General features: G+C 55.0%; 14 protein-coding genes. 1 reads left to right on the forward strand and 13 read right to left on the reverse strand.

The window, feature by feature from the left end; genetic code table 11:
* Window positions 1–4: 4 nt before the first annotated feature.
* The 13 genes from GRPL_RS04290 to GRPL_RS04235 form a co-directional block, all read right to left on the reverse strand.
* Window positions 5–490, reverse strand: a complete 486-nt coding sequence (locus tag GRPL_RS04290; protein WP_032700463.1) for a phage tail protein — start codon at window positions 488–490, stop codon at window positions 5–7.
* Window positions 487–3,117: a phage tail tape measure protein gene (locus GRPL_RS04285; RefSeq protein ID WP_032700464.1), complete on the reverse strand. Its 2,631-nt coding sequence runs from the start codon at window positions 3,115–3,117 to the stop codon at window positions 487–489. Before GRPL_RS04285 ends, GRPL_RS04290 begins: the two co-directional genes overlap by 4 nt.
* Entirely contained in the window at window positions 3,110–3,229 is a 120-nt protein-coding gene (locus tag GRPL_RS27205) for a GpE family phage tail protein (RefSeq protein WP_072010701.1), read from the reverse strand. Before GRPL_RS27205 ends, GRPL_RS04285 begins: the two co-directional genes overlap by 8 nt.
* Window positions 3,230–3,243: 14 nt before the next feature.
* Window positions 3,244–3,534 (reverse strand): phage tail assembly protein, encoded by a 291-nt coding sequence (locus tag GRPL_RS04280; RefSeq protein WP_032700465.1) that lies wholly within the window; start codon window positions 3,532–3,534, stop codon window positions 3,244–3,246.
* Between the two features lie 53 nt (window positions 3,535–3,587).
* Window positions 3,588–4,103 (reverse strand): phage major tail tube protein, encoded by a 516-nt coding sequence (locus GRPL_RS04275; RefSeq protein ID WP_032700466.1) that lies wholly within the window; start codon window positions 4,101–4,103, stop codon window positions 3,588–3,590.
* A 9-nt stretch (window positions 4,104–4,112) separates the two neighbouring features.
* The gene (locus GRPL_RS04270) at window positions 4,113–5,285 is read right to left on the reverse strand and encodes a phage tail sheath protein (protein ID WP_032700467.1); all 1,173 of its coding nucleotides are present in this window, start codon (window positions 5,283–5,285) and stop codon (window positions 4,113–4,115) included.
* 147 nt (window positions 5,286–5,432) lie between these two features.
* Window positions 5,433–6,512, reverse strand: coding sequence for a phage tail protein (locus tag GRPL_RS04265; RefSeq protein ID WP_032700468.1), 1,080 nt, complete (start codon window positions 6,510–6,512; stop codon window positions 5,433–5,435).
* Between the two features lie 51 nt (window positions 6,513–6,563).
* Window positions 6,564–7,682 (reverse strand): hypothetical protein, encoded by a 1,119-nt coding sequence (locus tag GRPL_RS04260; protein ID WP_032700469.1) that lies wholly within the window; start codon window positions 7,680–7,682, stop codon window positions 6,564–6,566.
* Window positions 7,683–7,691: 9 nt separating this feature from the next.
* Window positions 7,692–9,641 (reverse strand): CotH kinase family protein, encoded by a 1,950-nt coding sequence (locus GRPL_RS04255; protein ID WP_032700470.1) that lies wholly within the window; start codon window positions 9,639–9,641, stop codon window positions 7,692–7,694.
* Window position 9,642: 1 nt separating this feature from the next.
* Window positions 9,643–10,314 (reverse strand): phage tail protein I, encoded by a 672-nt coding sequence (locus GRPL_RS04250; RefSeq protein ID WP_032700471.1) that lies wholly within the window; start codon window positions 10,312–10,314, stop codon window positions 9,643–9,645.
* Window positions 10,307–11,215 (reverse strand): baseplate assembly protein, encoded by a 909-nt coding sequence (locus GRPL_RS04245; protein ID WP_032700472.1) that lies wholly within the window; start codon window positions 11,213–11,215, stop codon window positions 10,307–10,309. Before GRPL_RS04245 ends, GRPL_RS04250 begins: the two co-directional genes overlap by 8 nt.
* Window positions 11,202–11,564, reverse strand: a complete 363-nt coding sequence (locus tag GRPL_RS04240) for a GPW/gp25 family protein (protein WP_032700473.1) — start codon at window positions 11,562–11,564, stop codon at window positions 11,202–11,204. The genes GRPL_RS04245 and GRPL_RS04240 overlap by 14 nt, the downstream gene beginning before the upstream one ends.
* Window positions 11,561–12,133 carry a phage baseplate assembly protein V gene (locus tag GRPL_RS04235; protein ID WP_032700520.1) on the reverse strand — a complete coding sequence of 191 codons (573 nt, stop codon included), beginning with the start codon at window positions 12,131–12,133 and terminating at the stop codon, window positions 11,561–11,563. Before GRPL_RS04235 ends, GRPL_RS04240 begins: the two co-directional genes overlap by 4 nt.
* 79 nt (window positions 12,134–12,212) lie before the next feature.
* On the opposite strand from GRPL_RS04235, the gene GRPL_RS04230 reads away from it, so the two are divergent.
* Window positions 12,213–13,967, forward strand: a complete 1,755-nt coding sequence (locus tag GRPL_RS04230; protein WP_032700474.1) for a hypothetical protein — start codon at window positions 12,213–12,215, stop codon at window positions 13,965–13,967.
* The last annotated feature ends 34 nt before the right edge of the window (window positions 13,968–14,001 follow it).

The raw sequence follows: 14,001 nt of genomic DNA on the forward strand, positions 1-14,001 counted from the left end.
TCAATCACTGCAGTAATCCTCCCACCGCGTTTCTGATATTCCCTACCGCTGCCGCAGCGGAGTCCTGCAGGCTGCTAAGCTGGTCGCTCAGGCTGCCGAACATTTCAGACAACGACTCATCCACCCGTTTAAGTCCCAGCGAAAACTCTATTTTTCTCGCTTCACCGCTGGCGAAAAATTCCGTTTTCGTCTGGCTCAGACTTTCAATCACATACATACCGTAGATGGTCCCGCCGCCCTCGATCAGAGGCCAGGCCTTGCCCTGCTCCGCCATCAGCTCCAGCGCCAGCAGAGACAACCTGCCGCCAGTAACTTCCGGCATGAGGACGCCGGAGAACGTCAGCTGATCGTTATCTGGCCCCAGAAACTGCGTTGTCGGACGGCGATTAACGCGGTTGTTGGTCACATGCCGCCAGTTCCGCTGATACTGCAGTTGCTGATAGGGCACCGTGCGCAGTTGAAACACAAACAAGCCCAGAACCATCATCATGAATCGTACCCCCCTTGATCGCTGAAACTGCTGCGGGCCTTAGCCCTCATGCGGCGCTCGCGCTCATCGAGTTGTCGCGCGACCTCCCGCGCAATATCCTGCGGACTCTGCCCTGGTTGCGCCTGGATAATAATTTGTGCCTGGGTTTCAAACTGGAATACCGGCTGCGTACCTGCCGGTTTCTCTGCTTCTGGGCGGTATGATGCTGCCGGCAGGCTCATTGGATGAAGCGGTGCAGCCTCTGCAGGCATTGCTCCCCCCATCATTCCGGCGACAACGGATGCCAGCGCTGCGGTCCTCCGGCGGCTGGTCACATAGGCCGGACCGTTAATCAGTTCCGGGCCATTTTCTCCCGCGATGCCCACTTGCCCGCTCGGAATATAACCGCCACTGTCATACATCCCCGCAAAGAATCCTCCGGCGCCTTTTTGCTGGGTGGCACCAGGTGATTTGTCGCCGCCGGTCATCCACTCCGGCAGGTAGCTTTTTACCGATGCCAACTTGCTCTTGAGCGTCTCCCATTTCTCATTGATACCGCTCAGGATGCCGTCAATGATTGCCCCGCCCACTTCTTTAAACTTCGCGGGCAGCGCGGCAACATCATTCAGAATTTCATCCCATTTATTGCTGATAGTCTGCTTAATCACAGCCCATGCCCCTGATACGCCGGATGAGATGGCATCCCACAGAGCTTTAAACTTCGGCCCCAGCGTTTCCCAGTTCTGCCAGATGTAAATGGCCCCCATCGCAATGAGGCCAATTATTGCCAGCATGGGGTTAGCCATCATCAATCTACCCAGCCACAGGATCGCCTGGCCCGTACCGCTAATCACTTTTGTGATAAGGGCAAACGCAGAGGTAAATTTAAGGCCCAAAACCCCGGCGCTTACCCGTACAATTGCCATCGGTCCCAGGATGGACGCCAGCGCCAGCGACAACACACCCGCAGCAGTAGCAACGATGGCAAATACGGCCGCAATCTTGAAAAGTGCGGCAGTCAATTGCGGATGACGCTTAACAAACCCGTCGAGAGCTGACGCCAGATCGCCTAACCAGTCAGCAATATTTTTCAGTACCGGCGCGACGGTTTCACCGATACTCGCCATGGCATTAGTAAACGAGCCGCCAGCAGCTTCCCATTTATTCCCCAGGGTATTAAGTGACGCCTCTACACGCTCACGCAGGGTCGCCTGGTTCTCCAGTTTGGCGGCGGTTTCACGATAGCCCGCTATCCCTTTTGTGATCATGATGTTCAGTGCCTGCAGGGTTTCCGCGTCATCACCAAAAAGGGTTGCTTTGACAGCTTGCTTTTTCCCATCGTCGGTAATTTTATTCAGCTTATCCAGTTGCTTATAAAGGTTTTCCAGTCCTGCAAACTGGCCTTTACTGTTCTGAAAACTCAGCTTTATACCTGTCCCTGCAAGTACATCATTTGCTTTATCAATCTTTTTATTGTTCAGTGTGGCCTGAAAAATCTTTCGGTAGGCATTACCAGCAGACTCCCCTGCCATCGACGCCTGATCAGCCATGACCAGCAGCGGCGCGAAGGTTTTTGCAGCGTCCAGGCCTTGGAGCTTGATAATGTCCATCGCGGCGCTGATTTTTGAAAATCCCTGCAGCATATTGCCAGGGTCAACGCCCGCGTAATAACCCCGCTGGATCACGTCCATCAGGCTCATCATGTCTTTTTCGGTGGTCTGCGTGGCGTCCTGCAATTTTGCGGCAAACTCTGCGGCCTCCGTCGGCGCCATCTGCAGCTGCACGCCAAGGTAAGCCGCCGACTCACCCAGCCCGCCCAGGATAACCTGCGCTGACATCCCCTGACGGCGTAACATGGTCATCATGTTCTGAAAGTCTGCCGTGGTACCGGGCAGCCGGTCACCCAGAGCGATCGCCAGCTTGTTTAGCTTCTCAAACTCAGGCGCCACCTTTCCGCCCGGCCCCATCATTGAGCCTGCCAGCTGGTTAGCCGCGTTCTCTGATTCCGCGTAGGCGCGAATGGGGGCCAGCAGTGTCGCGCCCGTTGTCACCCCGGCCGCCATCATCCCGGCACCGTTCCCCGCCAGGCTGTTACGCACGTCGCGCATCTTGTCAGCTTTGGCCCTGACCGCATTCAGCTTGCGCTGGCGCTCGCCCACATCCCGCAAGCGCCTTTCCTGCTCTGCCAGCTGTTTGTTATAGCGATCCGTTTCGCGGGTAATGCGTGCCGTTTCACGGGCACCGCCGCCAGCAGAGATGCCAAGGCGGTACAGCTCCACCCTGGCTGCCGCCATCTGTCGCGTTTCCTGCTGCTGCTTTTGCTCCAGACGTGACACGGCCCGCCATTGCGTTTCAAGCGCCGCCGTCTGCTTTTTTGTCGGGGATCCGAGGGCTGACATTTCACGGGTCATCATCTGCGCACGCAGCCGCGCCTGGTCCAGTTCGGTACTGGTCCGGCTCAGGCTCTGTGACAGCTGATCGAATGATTTTAACTGGCCCCCCGCATAATTCAGCCGTTTAAGCTGTTCGCGGGTCTGCCGGACGGCGGAGGCCAGCTCCTTAGAGCCAGCCTGCGCCATTTTTAAAGGGCGGGTGAGTTTATCAACCGCATTCAGAACCACCTGCAGGCGCAGGTTTTTATCACTCATCTCTGGCCCCGCTTCGCATTATCGCTCTGTGCCGCCACTCCAGCACTTCTGTAAGCGGCATAACGTCTGTGACGGACGGCGGCCAGTGAAAGATCGTGGCGATATCCGCCACCAGGTCATCTACCGTCAGGTCGTCGGCAAACTGGCAAGCGCCGACTTCGGCAACAAAAAAAGGACAACCTCGATCGACATCGCAGAAAGGTCTGCCGGGTCAAGGTCCGCCATTTCCTGAGGGGTCAGCGCTGGCGTGGAGATGCGGGGGATCACTGTCATCATAGAGGCCACATCCATTTCCATCACCGCCTGAAGGCGCGTACCGCGCAGTGCGCCGGACTGCGGTTTACGCAGCACAATTTCCGTAATGGTGGTGTCGCCGCGCTTGATTGGGGTATCCAGAGTTACTGTTTTCTCGCTCATGTTCTTTTTCCTGTTATGGGGTGGCTGGCGCGGTAGTCCGCGCCAGTGCTGCATTAAAGGCCGATGGCTTTACGGTGTTCTTCCATCAGGTCAACACCATCAACAACTTCAATCATGTTGATCGCATCGACCTCATAGAGCACTTCACCGTTAATGGTCAGCTTCGCGTAACAGTTAACGCTGCTGACTTTGGTGGAATTGCTCTCGCCGGTTTTCCACTCGCCGGAATCCACTTCTTTGTGGCGCCCACGGACGACCAGCTCAACGGCCTGCACTTCGCCGGTGTCGTCGCGCTGAATAGACCCGGTAAAGCGCAGCTGCACGCCGTCCACCGTGGCTTTGCCCATCTGTTTAAACAGAAGCGCCTCCGTACCTCCGATGGTCATTTCCGTATCCAGCGCGCCATCATCCAGCCCCAGATCAATACCGACTGAACCGGGCATACCGCCGCCGCGGTAGTTTTCCAGCTTGCGGGTGAATTTCGGCAGGGTGACGGATTCAGCAATGCCCATCCAGTTGTTACCGGCGTTAAAAATATTCAGGTGTTTTAACTTGCGTGGTAAGGCCATGGGTCCCCCTTATGCGCTTACGCGGGTGGTGAAATCCACCAGGTAACGGTCAGTGATGCGCTGGCGCAGCATCAGGTTTTCCAGTGGCGGCACTGGCGTATAGTCGTAGTCGATCCAGAGTTTCCCGGCTTTCAGCGTGTCTTTGTCATTCACACTGTCATCAATCCAGCAATCACCGCCGATGAGGTAGCCCTGATTTACCAGGCTGCGCATTTTGGCGCGGATACCTTCGATAATGTCGCGAGCCAGCGAAGGGTTAAGCGGCATGTCCACGGCCCACATATGCGCCTCCGCCATGGTGTCTGCCAGCACCTGCGCGGTACGGGTGTAGTTTTCAAACTGGAATAACGGGTCATCACTGAGGCAGCGGGAACCCCAGAAGCGGAAACCATCCTTGCGGATCAAGGTGGTGACGTCGTTCTGGTTCAGCAGTCCGGCATCGGTTGCCGGGTCCTGCAGATCCCAGAACACATCCGCAGACAAGCCGGTTACGCCGTTGACGCCCACGTTAGAAAGGGTTTTGTGCCAGCCGGTCTGCTCGTCGATTTTTGCACGCAGACCCAGCGCGCGGGCAGTGGCGTAAGCAGTCGCATCTGCCTGCAGCACCGTGTCAAAGTTGATGAAATCAGGCCAGATCAGCATCCCTTCTCGCTGACTGAAATTTTCGCGGTAGGCAGTCGCTTCTTCCACGGTTTTACAACCGTAGGCAGACAGGTACGCAAAGCCGCGCAGGCTCTGCGCCACGCTTAACAGTTCAGTGGAAACAGCCTGCGTGTCATGGCCCGGCACGCCAAGAATACGCGGCTTCACGCCCAGCTGCGACTGCGCCGAAAGCAGCGCTTTGATGCCCGTTTTCTTACCGTCAGCGGTTACGCCGCCGATAATGTTGGAGGTGGTTTCCGCTTCGGTGTCGCCCTGGGCAACACGTACTACTACGGTGACGGGTTTTGCCTGGTCTGCGATGGCGTCCAGTGAGCGGGCCAGCGTGCCGGACTCGCCCGCTTTGCCGCTGGCGGTCAGTACATCGGTAAGCAGAACCGGCTTATTGAGCGGGAACACGGAGGCATCGGCATCATCGCCGGTGCATACCATGCCTACAATCGCCGTGCTCACCGTCGTGATAGAGCGGGTGCCGTCGTTAACCTCAACAACACGCACGCCATGGTGATAGTCTTGCGCCATGAATGAATCTCCTGTTTAGGGGTTCACCCATGGTAGGGAAATCATTCCCCGCAAGCCGTTGATGCCAGTTGTATCGTGGTTGATACAATCGCAGGCAGAAAAAAAGCCCCATTCCGGGGCTGATTTAGTCATGGTTTGCCAGGCGATTCAGGCAACGCGGCTCCAGCACATCAGCAGGGTATGGGCTTCCACTACGCTGAAAGATTTACTCTCGCCGAGGTTATCGGTTTTGCCGCTGACTGCGTGACCGTGACCCGGCACCGTGTATTCGTGGTCGTGCTCACCCTCGTCAGAGGTATAGTTTCGCGTCCTGCGGCTGTCATTATCGGAGCCCACAATATAATTACTGTCCCAGGCCTCACCTGGCCCCGCCATCCCGCCTTTGTGCTTATGTCCGCCGCCTCTGCCGGTTCTCAGTCTCTGCTCCTCCACCTCGGAGGCTGAGCCGGCTACATCAACCTGCACGGCGGGAAGATTCGCCCGCTGCAGGGTGACCGTATCGCTGCCGCCGGTGGCGCCGACGTTCGAACCGTCCGCTTTTGCCACGCGGAGGGTTCTGTTCTCACCGGTATACGTCCACGTTGACCACGGATAGCGTTCATTCGGGTCCACATGCTGGCTGTAAAACCGGACCGTGCCGACGGGGTTTTCCGCTTCCCAGAACTCACGGATAGCGGTGCTGACCGCTGAGGTGATGGCCTCCCGCGTCTCATTCTCCAGGGTGGAAACAATGTCATCGGCATAATCTTTGGCATTGTTCCCCGCCCGGCGGACTTCTTCCACCGTCGCCAGAATGACTGACGGGTCGGCAATCATCTGCACATCGGCAGTCTGACTCACCATCAGCCAGATATTAATCACCTGAAAACGTCCCGACCCTTCCGCCAGAAGCGGCTTGTAGGATTCGGGCAGGTTCGCCACCGCCAGGCAGATGCCGGTTTCGTCAAAGAGCGCGGCCTCGCGTATCCAGAAGCCCCCGGCCTGCGACGGCATTATCATTTCGGCGCGGATAACATTTGCCGCCTGGTCGGCGATGACCAGCCGGTTTAACGGTGCGCGGTACTGCTCGTTAATCAGGGCGGTCTGGTCCGGGGACGGCACCGGCAGGACGCCGCCCCCGTCGCCGACGGCCATGTGAGTGATACCCAGGGGGATACCCTTCACCGCCGCAGCGGCCAGGCGTTCAGCCCCCTGCGCGGTCAGTATGGCGCTGAATTTTTTACTCATAAGGCAGTCCGTAATAGCGGGCTTCCCCGCCGGAGCGGGGCGGCCTCGGGATTAACTCAGGGGCGCGTAATACACCGGGCGCAGACCCATCTCGGAATTCAGCACCTCGATATTGTTGGCAAAGCCAAACTGGAAAATATCGTTCTTACCGCGCACAGGATGCATGCAGCTTGTCGCGCCCGCGTTGTAGTTGACGGTGGACCCCGCCGGGACAATCGCCTTACCGGTCAGGGACGGCCATACGCCATACAGCTCCAGAAGATTTTTTACCGCTTCCGGCAGCGTGTTCTGCGGCTGAACGAAAGTCCCGCCCCAGGCCGGGTGATAAAACTCGTTGTCAGCCAGCCCGGTGGTCTTTGTCACCGCCCGCACGCTGTTGGGGGTGGTGGCCACATAGTCCGCCGTGGTGGTGTTCCCGGTATGTGTCGGGGTGATAAAGGCCCCGGTCACCGCATGGATGGCGTACCAGCCCGGCACATCAGCGCCGTGCGCACTGAACACCGCGGAGGCGGCGAGCGCGGCCTCATTGCCGGTCCCGTAGAGCTGGATTTCGCCACCCACCACACGTGCGCCGTAGGTACGCTCCCAGACGTTTCCGGCAAGGTCGCTGATGCCGTTGTATTTTTTGTCCTGACGGTAAGAGACCGGACCGGAGCCGGTATAAATGCGCGGGGACTGCGAGGACAAATCGCCCGCCTCTCTGCCGTCGATACGGCGTCCGGTCTGGGTCGCATCCAGCGCGGACTTGCCGTACACATCGGCACCCAGGGGACTGTAGCGGCTTTTCACGGCCATCGCCTGCATCAGCGCCCACTCGACCGACGTCATGCCGTGCCAGGTGCTGCCCATCGCTTTCAGTAACGGGATAAGAGTGGCGCTGGTTGCGTTACAGGCATTCGCATCCACGTTGGGCAGACTCAGGACCTCACCGTTCAGCACGCATCCCTGATAGGTTCCGACATACAGATACGGGATTTCCCTGTCGCCCTGCTTAAAGGCCGGGTGTACGCCGGAAATCCCCAGCGCCGGGTTCAGGCTTTCGATACTCACCTTCGGGATAATATTCACAAAGGTCGGCTGTCCCTTCGGGGTATACAGCACCGTCTGTTTTCCGCCCGAAGCCGCCTCAACGGAGGTCCGCAGCGCATCTTTGACTAAAATCGTGGTCATGGTGGGTCCTTACTGGTGGTAGCTGAAAAAAGTGTCCAGGTATTCAATACGCTGTCGGGTCCAGTCCATCATCTGGTCCAGACTGGTGATGCTCAGGGAGGGCACATTCGGCCATTTTTCATATTCAGCCTGCATCAGTTCCGGGGTGTAGCGCCCCAGCAGGTCGCGGGCCAGCTCCAGCACGCCGCGCTGTGAAAACAGACCGTTATCCCGCAGTTCCGCATAGCGGGCATTCATTTCCGCCTGGAAGGTGGTACGGACTTTCTTCCAGAAGGTGCGGTTGACCTGCATGGCGAGGCCGTTATCAAACAGATTCAGGTCTGGCGGATAGGCAATCGACGTTCCTGCGTAATGCAGACCAAAGGTGGTATCCAGGTCATAGGGCATGAAAAACCATTTCGTGCCGCCCCAGGTGATAAACGTGGTGTTCTTCTGCACGCAGTCCGGGGCGCAGATAAAGCTGAGGAAGACGTAGAAATCCACCACGTTGTTTTTATCCAGATGCATACCGGCAGCGGCGGTAAACGCGTCCTGTGCGGACTGCGCGAAGTCCCGCCAGCGGTCGAGGCAGGCAGCCGTTTCCGCCGTGGGTTTCGAGGGTGAGTCCATCACCCAGGTGCCGTTATCCGTGAGCGCCGGGATGTTAATCGCCCCGTCCCAGATAATCATGATTTGCTCCGGGCTGTTTTTGGCGATGTTGTAATCCTTGCGGGACGAGTTGTAGAGAAAATCCCCTATCCCGTAAAACTCACCGTTGATATACAGCACGCAGGCGTACCCCTTCGGGCAGCCGATGGCACCGGTATCAATGGCGCTGGCCCCCAGCTTCCCCACGTAGCTGTTATCAATATCCCGGCGCGGCCAGCCGCTGCGGGTCGCCATCACCTTCTGCCACAGGTTGTAGCAGAGCACATTGCGCAGGTGGGTCGAGTCAATCCAGTTCGCCTTGAAAATCCATTTGTCCTTCGGCACCACATCGCCGATTTTCAGGCTGACGTTTTCGGTATGTGCCGCGTCGGCAAACAGCTCGAATTTCATGTTCTTTTTCGGGTATCCCGCCGACGACGCCCCCTGAACCTTGAAGGACACGTATGCCGTGAACATCTCCCCGTCGACGTCCACCTGTAAGGTGCCGTTAACCGGGTTGTCCTTGCTGGTCGGCGCGCCGCTGTCGGAGGTCACGTCCAGGCGGATCAGACCGCGCGGCTCACCGAAGGCAAACACGCCCGGATATTTCGCCTGCGCCTCCCGGTTTCCCGTGCCGCTGCCTGCCACTGAGGGGTCGAAGCCGTCGAGCGGGAGAAGCTGACGGGCCAGCACCTGGAAGGCATAGAGATTACTCAGCTGATGACTTTCCACCTCCTCGGGGGTGGCCTCCACCAGAGCCAGCGCCCGCATACCGGACTGAAACGCCAGCATCAGCGCCTGAATCTGGTCTGACTGACTTTTTTGTGAAGCGGCCATGCTGGTCACCTGCGCGGCCATCTCATCGAGACCGAGCTGCATCAGTGCGGCCGTCAGCGACTGGAGACCGGACTGCAACGCTGTCAGGCCATCCAGCGCCGCGCCGGTGTCCTGCTCCAGCTGCTGTCGCAGGGACGTAATCGCCTGCTGACTTGCCAGCGCATTCAGCCGGTTCGCCTGGCCGTTGTGCTTCTGGTAATAGATAAAGGCCAGCAGTTGCCCCTCGCTGTCAGGCACCACCACGCGAAAGAGTTTTCCCTCCGGCGTACCGGCAAGCCCCGCAACGGTGCCGTCCGGGTCCTCCGCGGTCATGAAGAAGGTGTAATCCCGGTAGTCCTGCAGCGACTCAACGGCGGTTTTTAAATAGCGGGTACGGTTCGCCAGCTGCCGGGCCTGTTTGTTTGACGGGCCATAAATGCCGCCCTCCACCCGGTCTTCACGCGCCAGCAGGTAAACCTCATCTTCCCATTTCGTCTGTTCGTTAATAGCACTCATGTTATTCTCCTGCGTAAACGCCACGGCCATCGTGAAAAGTGCGACCGTCATAGCGGTGAGGGTCTTCTCCCCGCTGGTTTTCGGTATAGGTGACCGACCCGGAATGGAACCCGCCGCCGTCGTAACGGGCGGCCTCATCCGGCGTATATTCCGGCGGATACACGCTGATGACCTCCCCGCCGCACGCTGCGGCACCGGTATACACAAGACCGGTGGTCCCCGCTGACAGTGACAGGCGGGCAATGTGGCGGCTGACCGGTCGCGCATCGCCAATAATCCGCTCCAGCTCCTTAATCATCGTTTCGGTAATACCGATATCATTCAGGTCAATCTCAAGGCGGAATGTCCCGGCGGGGTCGGCCACGTCCCACCACTCCTGTAACGTCATGCTGTAGCCTAGGTTTTCAATGACCCGGCGAACCGCCGCCACCGTCCCCTTACGTTGGTGGATCCAGAACGCATCGCTGACCGCCTGGCGCTTTTCCCTCTCTGACCAGGTTTCCTCCCAGCGGTCGACGGAAAACGCCCACGCCAGATACGGCAGGAACTTCACCGGGCATTTCCACGGGTTCCAGAGGTCACGCAGCGGTACGCTTAAATCACTGATACCTGAGCAGGCCTGCGCCAGCCTGCGCTCCAGCGACGATGATCCCGGCGGTAACAGGCTATTCATCAGAGCCACCAATTTCTGCTTTAAAATCGGTGCAATAGGACGCCTGCGTTTTATCTATCACCATGTCAGCCAGGGGCTGCATCAGCTCAACCCGCTGCACGCCCTGAACATGCAGAGCGGCATAAATCGCAGACAGCCGCACATCACGCCCCAGGCGGCGCTGCTCATTGATGTATGCTGTGCCCTGCTCTTTCGCGGCAGCGAGGATGGGTTCCTTTGCCGGGCCGGGATAGACATACAGAACCGCATCGATTTCATAGCGGACAATCTCAGCAGAGCGGACGCTCACCCGGTCCGCTACAGGCCGCACGGCCTCATCATTCAGTGCAACACCAACTACCTGCAGCAAGTCATCCGGCGCAGTGCCATCACCGTCGCGGGCCAGAATCGTCACCACGACTTCCGCCGGTGCCGGGCTGAATGCTGATGCATCTGCCACACGGCCATCGGCGCTCAGCGCGTGAAATTCATACGCGCCAACCGGCCCGGCAACGCTCATCCCCTCAAAGGCCGCCGGGATGCGCTGCCGATAATCCGCGTCCGATTCCATTTCCGCCTCAGTAGGGGGCGTGGTGGTATCGTCTGCGGGGGTGATCACCCGGCGCTGCACGTTATTGTTAGCGCCTAAATTATCCAGGTCATCACTGCCGGAATAAGCCACCATGACGGCCCGTGCCGCCTCGTTAATCCGCTGGCGCAGCAGCAACTCCCGGTAGACATTTTCCTGCAGCATTTTCACCACCGGTTCAGATTCAAGTGTTAAGGTACGGGCCACAGCTTCCTGCTCTTCTGCAGGATAGAGCGCAACAAACTCCGCCTTACGCTCTGTCAGCAAGGTTTCAAAATCTGGCTCATCCACGATCTGCGGCGGCGGCAGCTGGGAAAGGTCAATAACGGCCATTGTCTGCTCCTGTCGATACGGAAAGGGACACAGGCACACCGTCATTACGCTGGCCTGCCAGCTCAATCACCATTGAGCCATCCATGTTGCTGCTGTTAATCGTGATGGTGTCGAGCTGCAACCGCGGCTCCCAGCGCAGCAACGCGACGTACACCGCAGACATGATCTGCAGGCGCAGCGCCCGATTTTGTGGCTGGTCAATCAGCGCAGACAGCAGGGAGCCATACTCCCGACGGGCAAGGCGGCTACCCTGCGGCGTCAGCAAAATGTCCCGCACGGACTGGCGCAGGTGATCCGTTTCCGTTATTGCCTTGCCGTTATCGCGGTTCATCCCGATATAGAGCGTCAAATTGGACCTCCCGTCGTTCCGCCACTGTCGCCAGGGTGTTTATGCTTATCGGCAACGATACCGTTTGAGGTCATTTCCCCGCCGCCATGGGTCACATCGCCATTCATGATCACGTTGCTGTTAATACGGGTCGTGTCGGCCTCGATCACAAGCTCCCCTGTTTTGCAGGAAACCATCTGTGACGACTCAATCAGCACGGCTTTAACGCCCCGTATAATCCAGCGCCCGGTGGCAGGGTCGTATTCGAACCAGCCCCCATCCTCGTATGCGGTCACGTCCGCGCTTTCAGAGTCGGACGGCGGCGGGCTCGCGTCGGAGTAGATGGCCGGAAGCGCAAAGGCTGTTTCCAGATTGCCGCCCAGGCTGAACAGCACCACCTGCTCCCCCGGCGACGGGCACCACCAGGTGCGGGATTTACCGGCGCGGTGGGTCAGCCAGTTAATCCAGTTGGTTTCGAGGTCACCTGTTTTCACCCGGCACAGCCAGCCGTCCCGGTCCACCTCAGTCACAATGCCGGTGCGGATGAGATTGGTGATAAGGCGCATGATTTCGGTTAATTGTGCATTCATGTCACGATGATTCAGCATATTGCTTTTATCGTGAAAGAGTTGTAATTGTATGAACATCCACACAATCTGGAATGGTAAAATGAAATTTAGAACTTTATATAAATGGGACTCTCCCGAAACCTGTAAAGCTTTGATTTATTTCGCTCAATTGTTAGATGAAATGCTTTTCGACTATACACTCGACACTTACAAACCATCAGTTATGAACACACCAACTATAGGAGTAGAAACATTAAAGACCATTACGGATGTAGATACAGGCATTATACAACCTAAAAATCTTGAACATTTAACAGCGGAGTTATTACATAACCTATTAAATGATGAAGTTGCGAAATCCTTGCTTGGGGAAGCTTACAATGCCTTTCTTAATAAATTAAAGAACCCTAAGATAGGTAACAAAGAAAGAAAATCCATTGTTGAAATGCTAGTCATTCAACTACCAGCACATTTATACAAAGAAAAAAGTGAAGAATTAATACTGAAGGAGTTATCATTACCCAACTGGAACAGAAGCATCATCCGTAGATTAACAAGAAATTACATCAGCCTATTACTTTACATTGGTTTCAGCCAACACAACCTCAAAAACCTGACACAAAAATTCTTTTATTACGGTGACAATAGAATATCAAACAATTCTGATGCCTCTTTATTTTTCAAATTAATAAAAATAGAAAAGAAAAAGCACAAAGTGTTTTTTATAGTAGAGAATGTATTTTTAGGATCTGAACCCACATTTGAAAGGCTTTCATTATCCATTGAAGATGAACCACCTAAAGAGATAGCTGATAATCAATTCTTTAAAAACCTACAGAGAAAGAAAATAATATCTATATCTAATATAGATGCATTTGATTCATATTCCGCCCGTGAAATAGCAGAGAACCATCTTAAAATTGCATCCTCTTTTTTAAATATCTACCATCACAAAGATAAACCTACTTGGTCTAATGAAGCTTTGGTCATCTCAGATACAGAAATATTGAAAGTCTCTGAGCGCATAAACCCTATGAAGAAATGCAAAGATTTAAAGCACGAGAAAGCGAAGAGGCGATTAGAATCATTGATGTCAGAGTTTTCACTTGAAAATAGCTCATTCGCAAAATTCCTAAGAAGTATTCAGTTACATTCAATGGCACTTAAGAGCGAAAGCGTAGAAAATCAGCTACTAAATTTATGGATAGCTTTAGAGTCACTGGTACCAACAGAAACAAAATCTAATGACAGTGCAACGATAGAACACATTACTGATAGTATAATACCATTCCTTAACATTACCTACATTGACTCTTTAATTGAAAATCTTGCAAGGGATTTATTATTATGGGATAGACATATACTTAACTCTCATTTTAGAGGTGTACCAGGAACAAAGTCAAAACATAAACTCGCAAATATAATGATACTTCCCGACTATGAAGCTAGCAGAAACTCCCTCTCCTCTAAATTCCGTAATTACAGCCTACTATCCGACCGGTTTGAACATATAAAAAATATAATCTCAACCCCTGAAGCCATTAAAACAACTTTGGATAATCATAAAACAAGACTAGAATGGCAGTTTCGGCGAATTTATAGAACAAGAAACAACATCGTTCATTCAGGAAAAGGTCAACAATTTACACCACTTTTAGTTGAACACACTCATAATTATCTCGATAAAATATTTGAAGTTCTGGTAATGCTTGCATCAAAGCCCAGAAAGATTCGTTCTGTAACGCAAGGTTTTAGATATATAAAAATAATATACGAACAAAGGTACGATACAATAACTAAAAATGGTTTCATCTTTAGTGAAGATAATATCAGAGAAAATCTATTCTGGGATTGAATTGAAAAGTCTCGACATGATTATCTTATACATA

Origin of the sequence: Klebsiella planticola ATCC 33531 (genome assembly GCF_000735435.1) — a bacterium.
Taxonomy (GTDB): Bacteria; Pseudomonadota; Gammaproteobacteria; order Enterobacterales; family Enterobacteriaceae; genus Klebsiella; species Klebsiella planticola.

Bases quoted from the DNA above. Each gene is read 5' to 3' on its own strand.
- GRPL_RS04265 (WP_032700468.1), bottom strand. From the start codon at position 6,512: ATGAGTAAAAAATTCAGCGCCATACTGACCGCGCAGGGGGCTGAACGC.
- GRPL_RS04285 (WP_032700464.1), bottom strand. From the start codon at position 3,117: ATGAGTGATAAAAACCTGCGCCTGCAGGTGGTTCTGAATGCGGTTGAT.
- GRPL_RS04230 (WP_032700474.1), top strand. From the start codon at position 12,213: ATGAAATTTAGAACTTTATATAAATGGGACTCTCCCGAAACCTGTAAA.
- GRPL_RS04250 (WP_032700471.1), bottom strand. From the start codon at position 10,314: ATGAATAGCCTGTTACCGCCGGGATCATCGTCGCTGGAGCGCAGGCTG.
- GRPL_RS04235 (WP_032700520.1), bottom strand. From the start codon at position 12,133: ATGAATGCACAATTAACCGAAATCATGCGCCTTATCACCAATCTCATC.
- GRPL_RS04245 (WP_032700472.1), bottom strand. From the start codon at position 11,215: ATGGCCGTTATTGACCTTTCCCAGCTGCCGCCGCCGCAGATCGTGGAT.
- GRPL_RS04275 (WP_032700466.1), bottom strand. From the start codon at position 4,103: ATGGCCTTACCACGCAAGTTAAAACACCTGAATATTTTTAACGCCGGT.
- GRPL_RS04270 (WP_032700467.1), bottom strand. From the start codon at position 5,285: ATGGCGCAAGACTATCACCATGGCGTGCGTGTTGTTGAGGTTAACGAC.
- GRPL_RS04260 (WP_032700469.1), bottom strand. From the start codon at position 7,682: ATGACCACGATTTTAGTCAAAGATGCGCTGCGGACCTCCGTTGAGGCG.
- GRPL_RS04290 (WP_032700463.1), bottom strand. From the start codon at position 490: ATGATGATGGTTCTGGGCTTGTTTGTGTTTCAACTGCGCACGGTGCCC.
- GRPL_RS04255 (WP_032700470.1), bottom strand. From the start codon at position 9,641: ATGAGTGCTATTAACGAACAGACGAAATGGGAAGATGAGGTTTACCTG.
- GRPL_RS04280 (WP_032700465.1), bottom strand. From the start codon at position 3,534: ATGAGCGAGAAAACAGTAACTCTGGATACCCCAATCAAGCGCGGCGAC.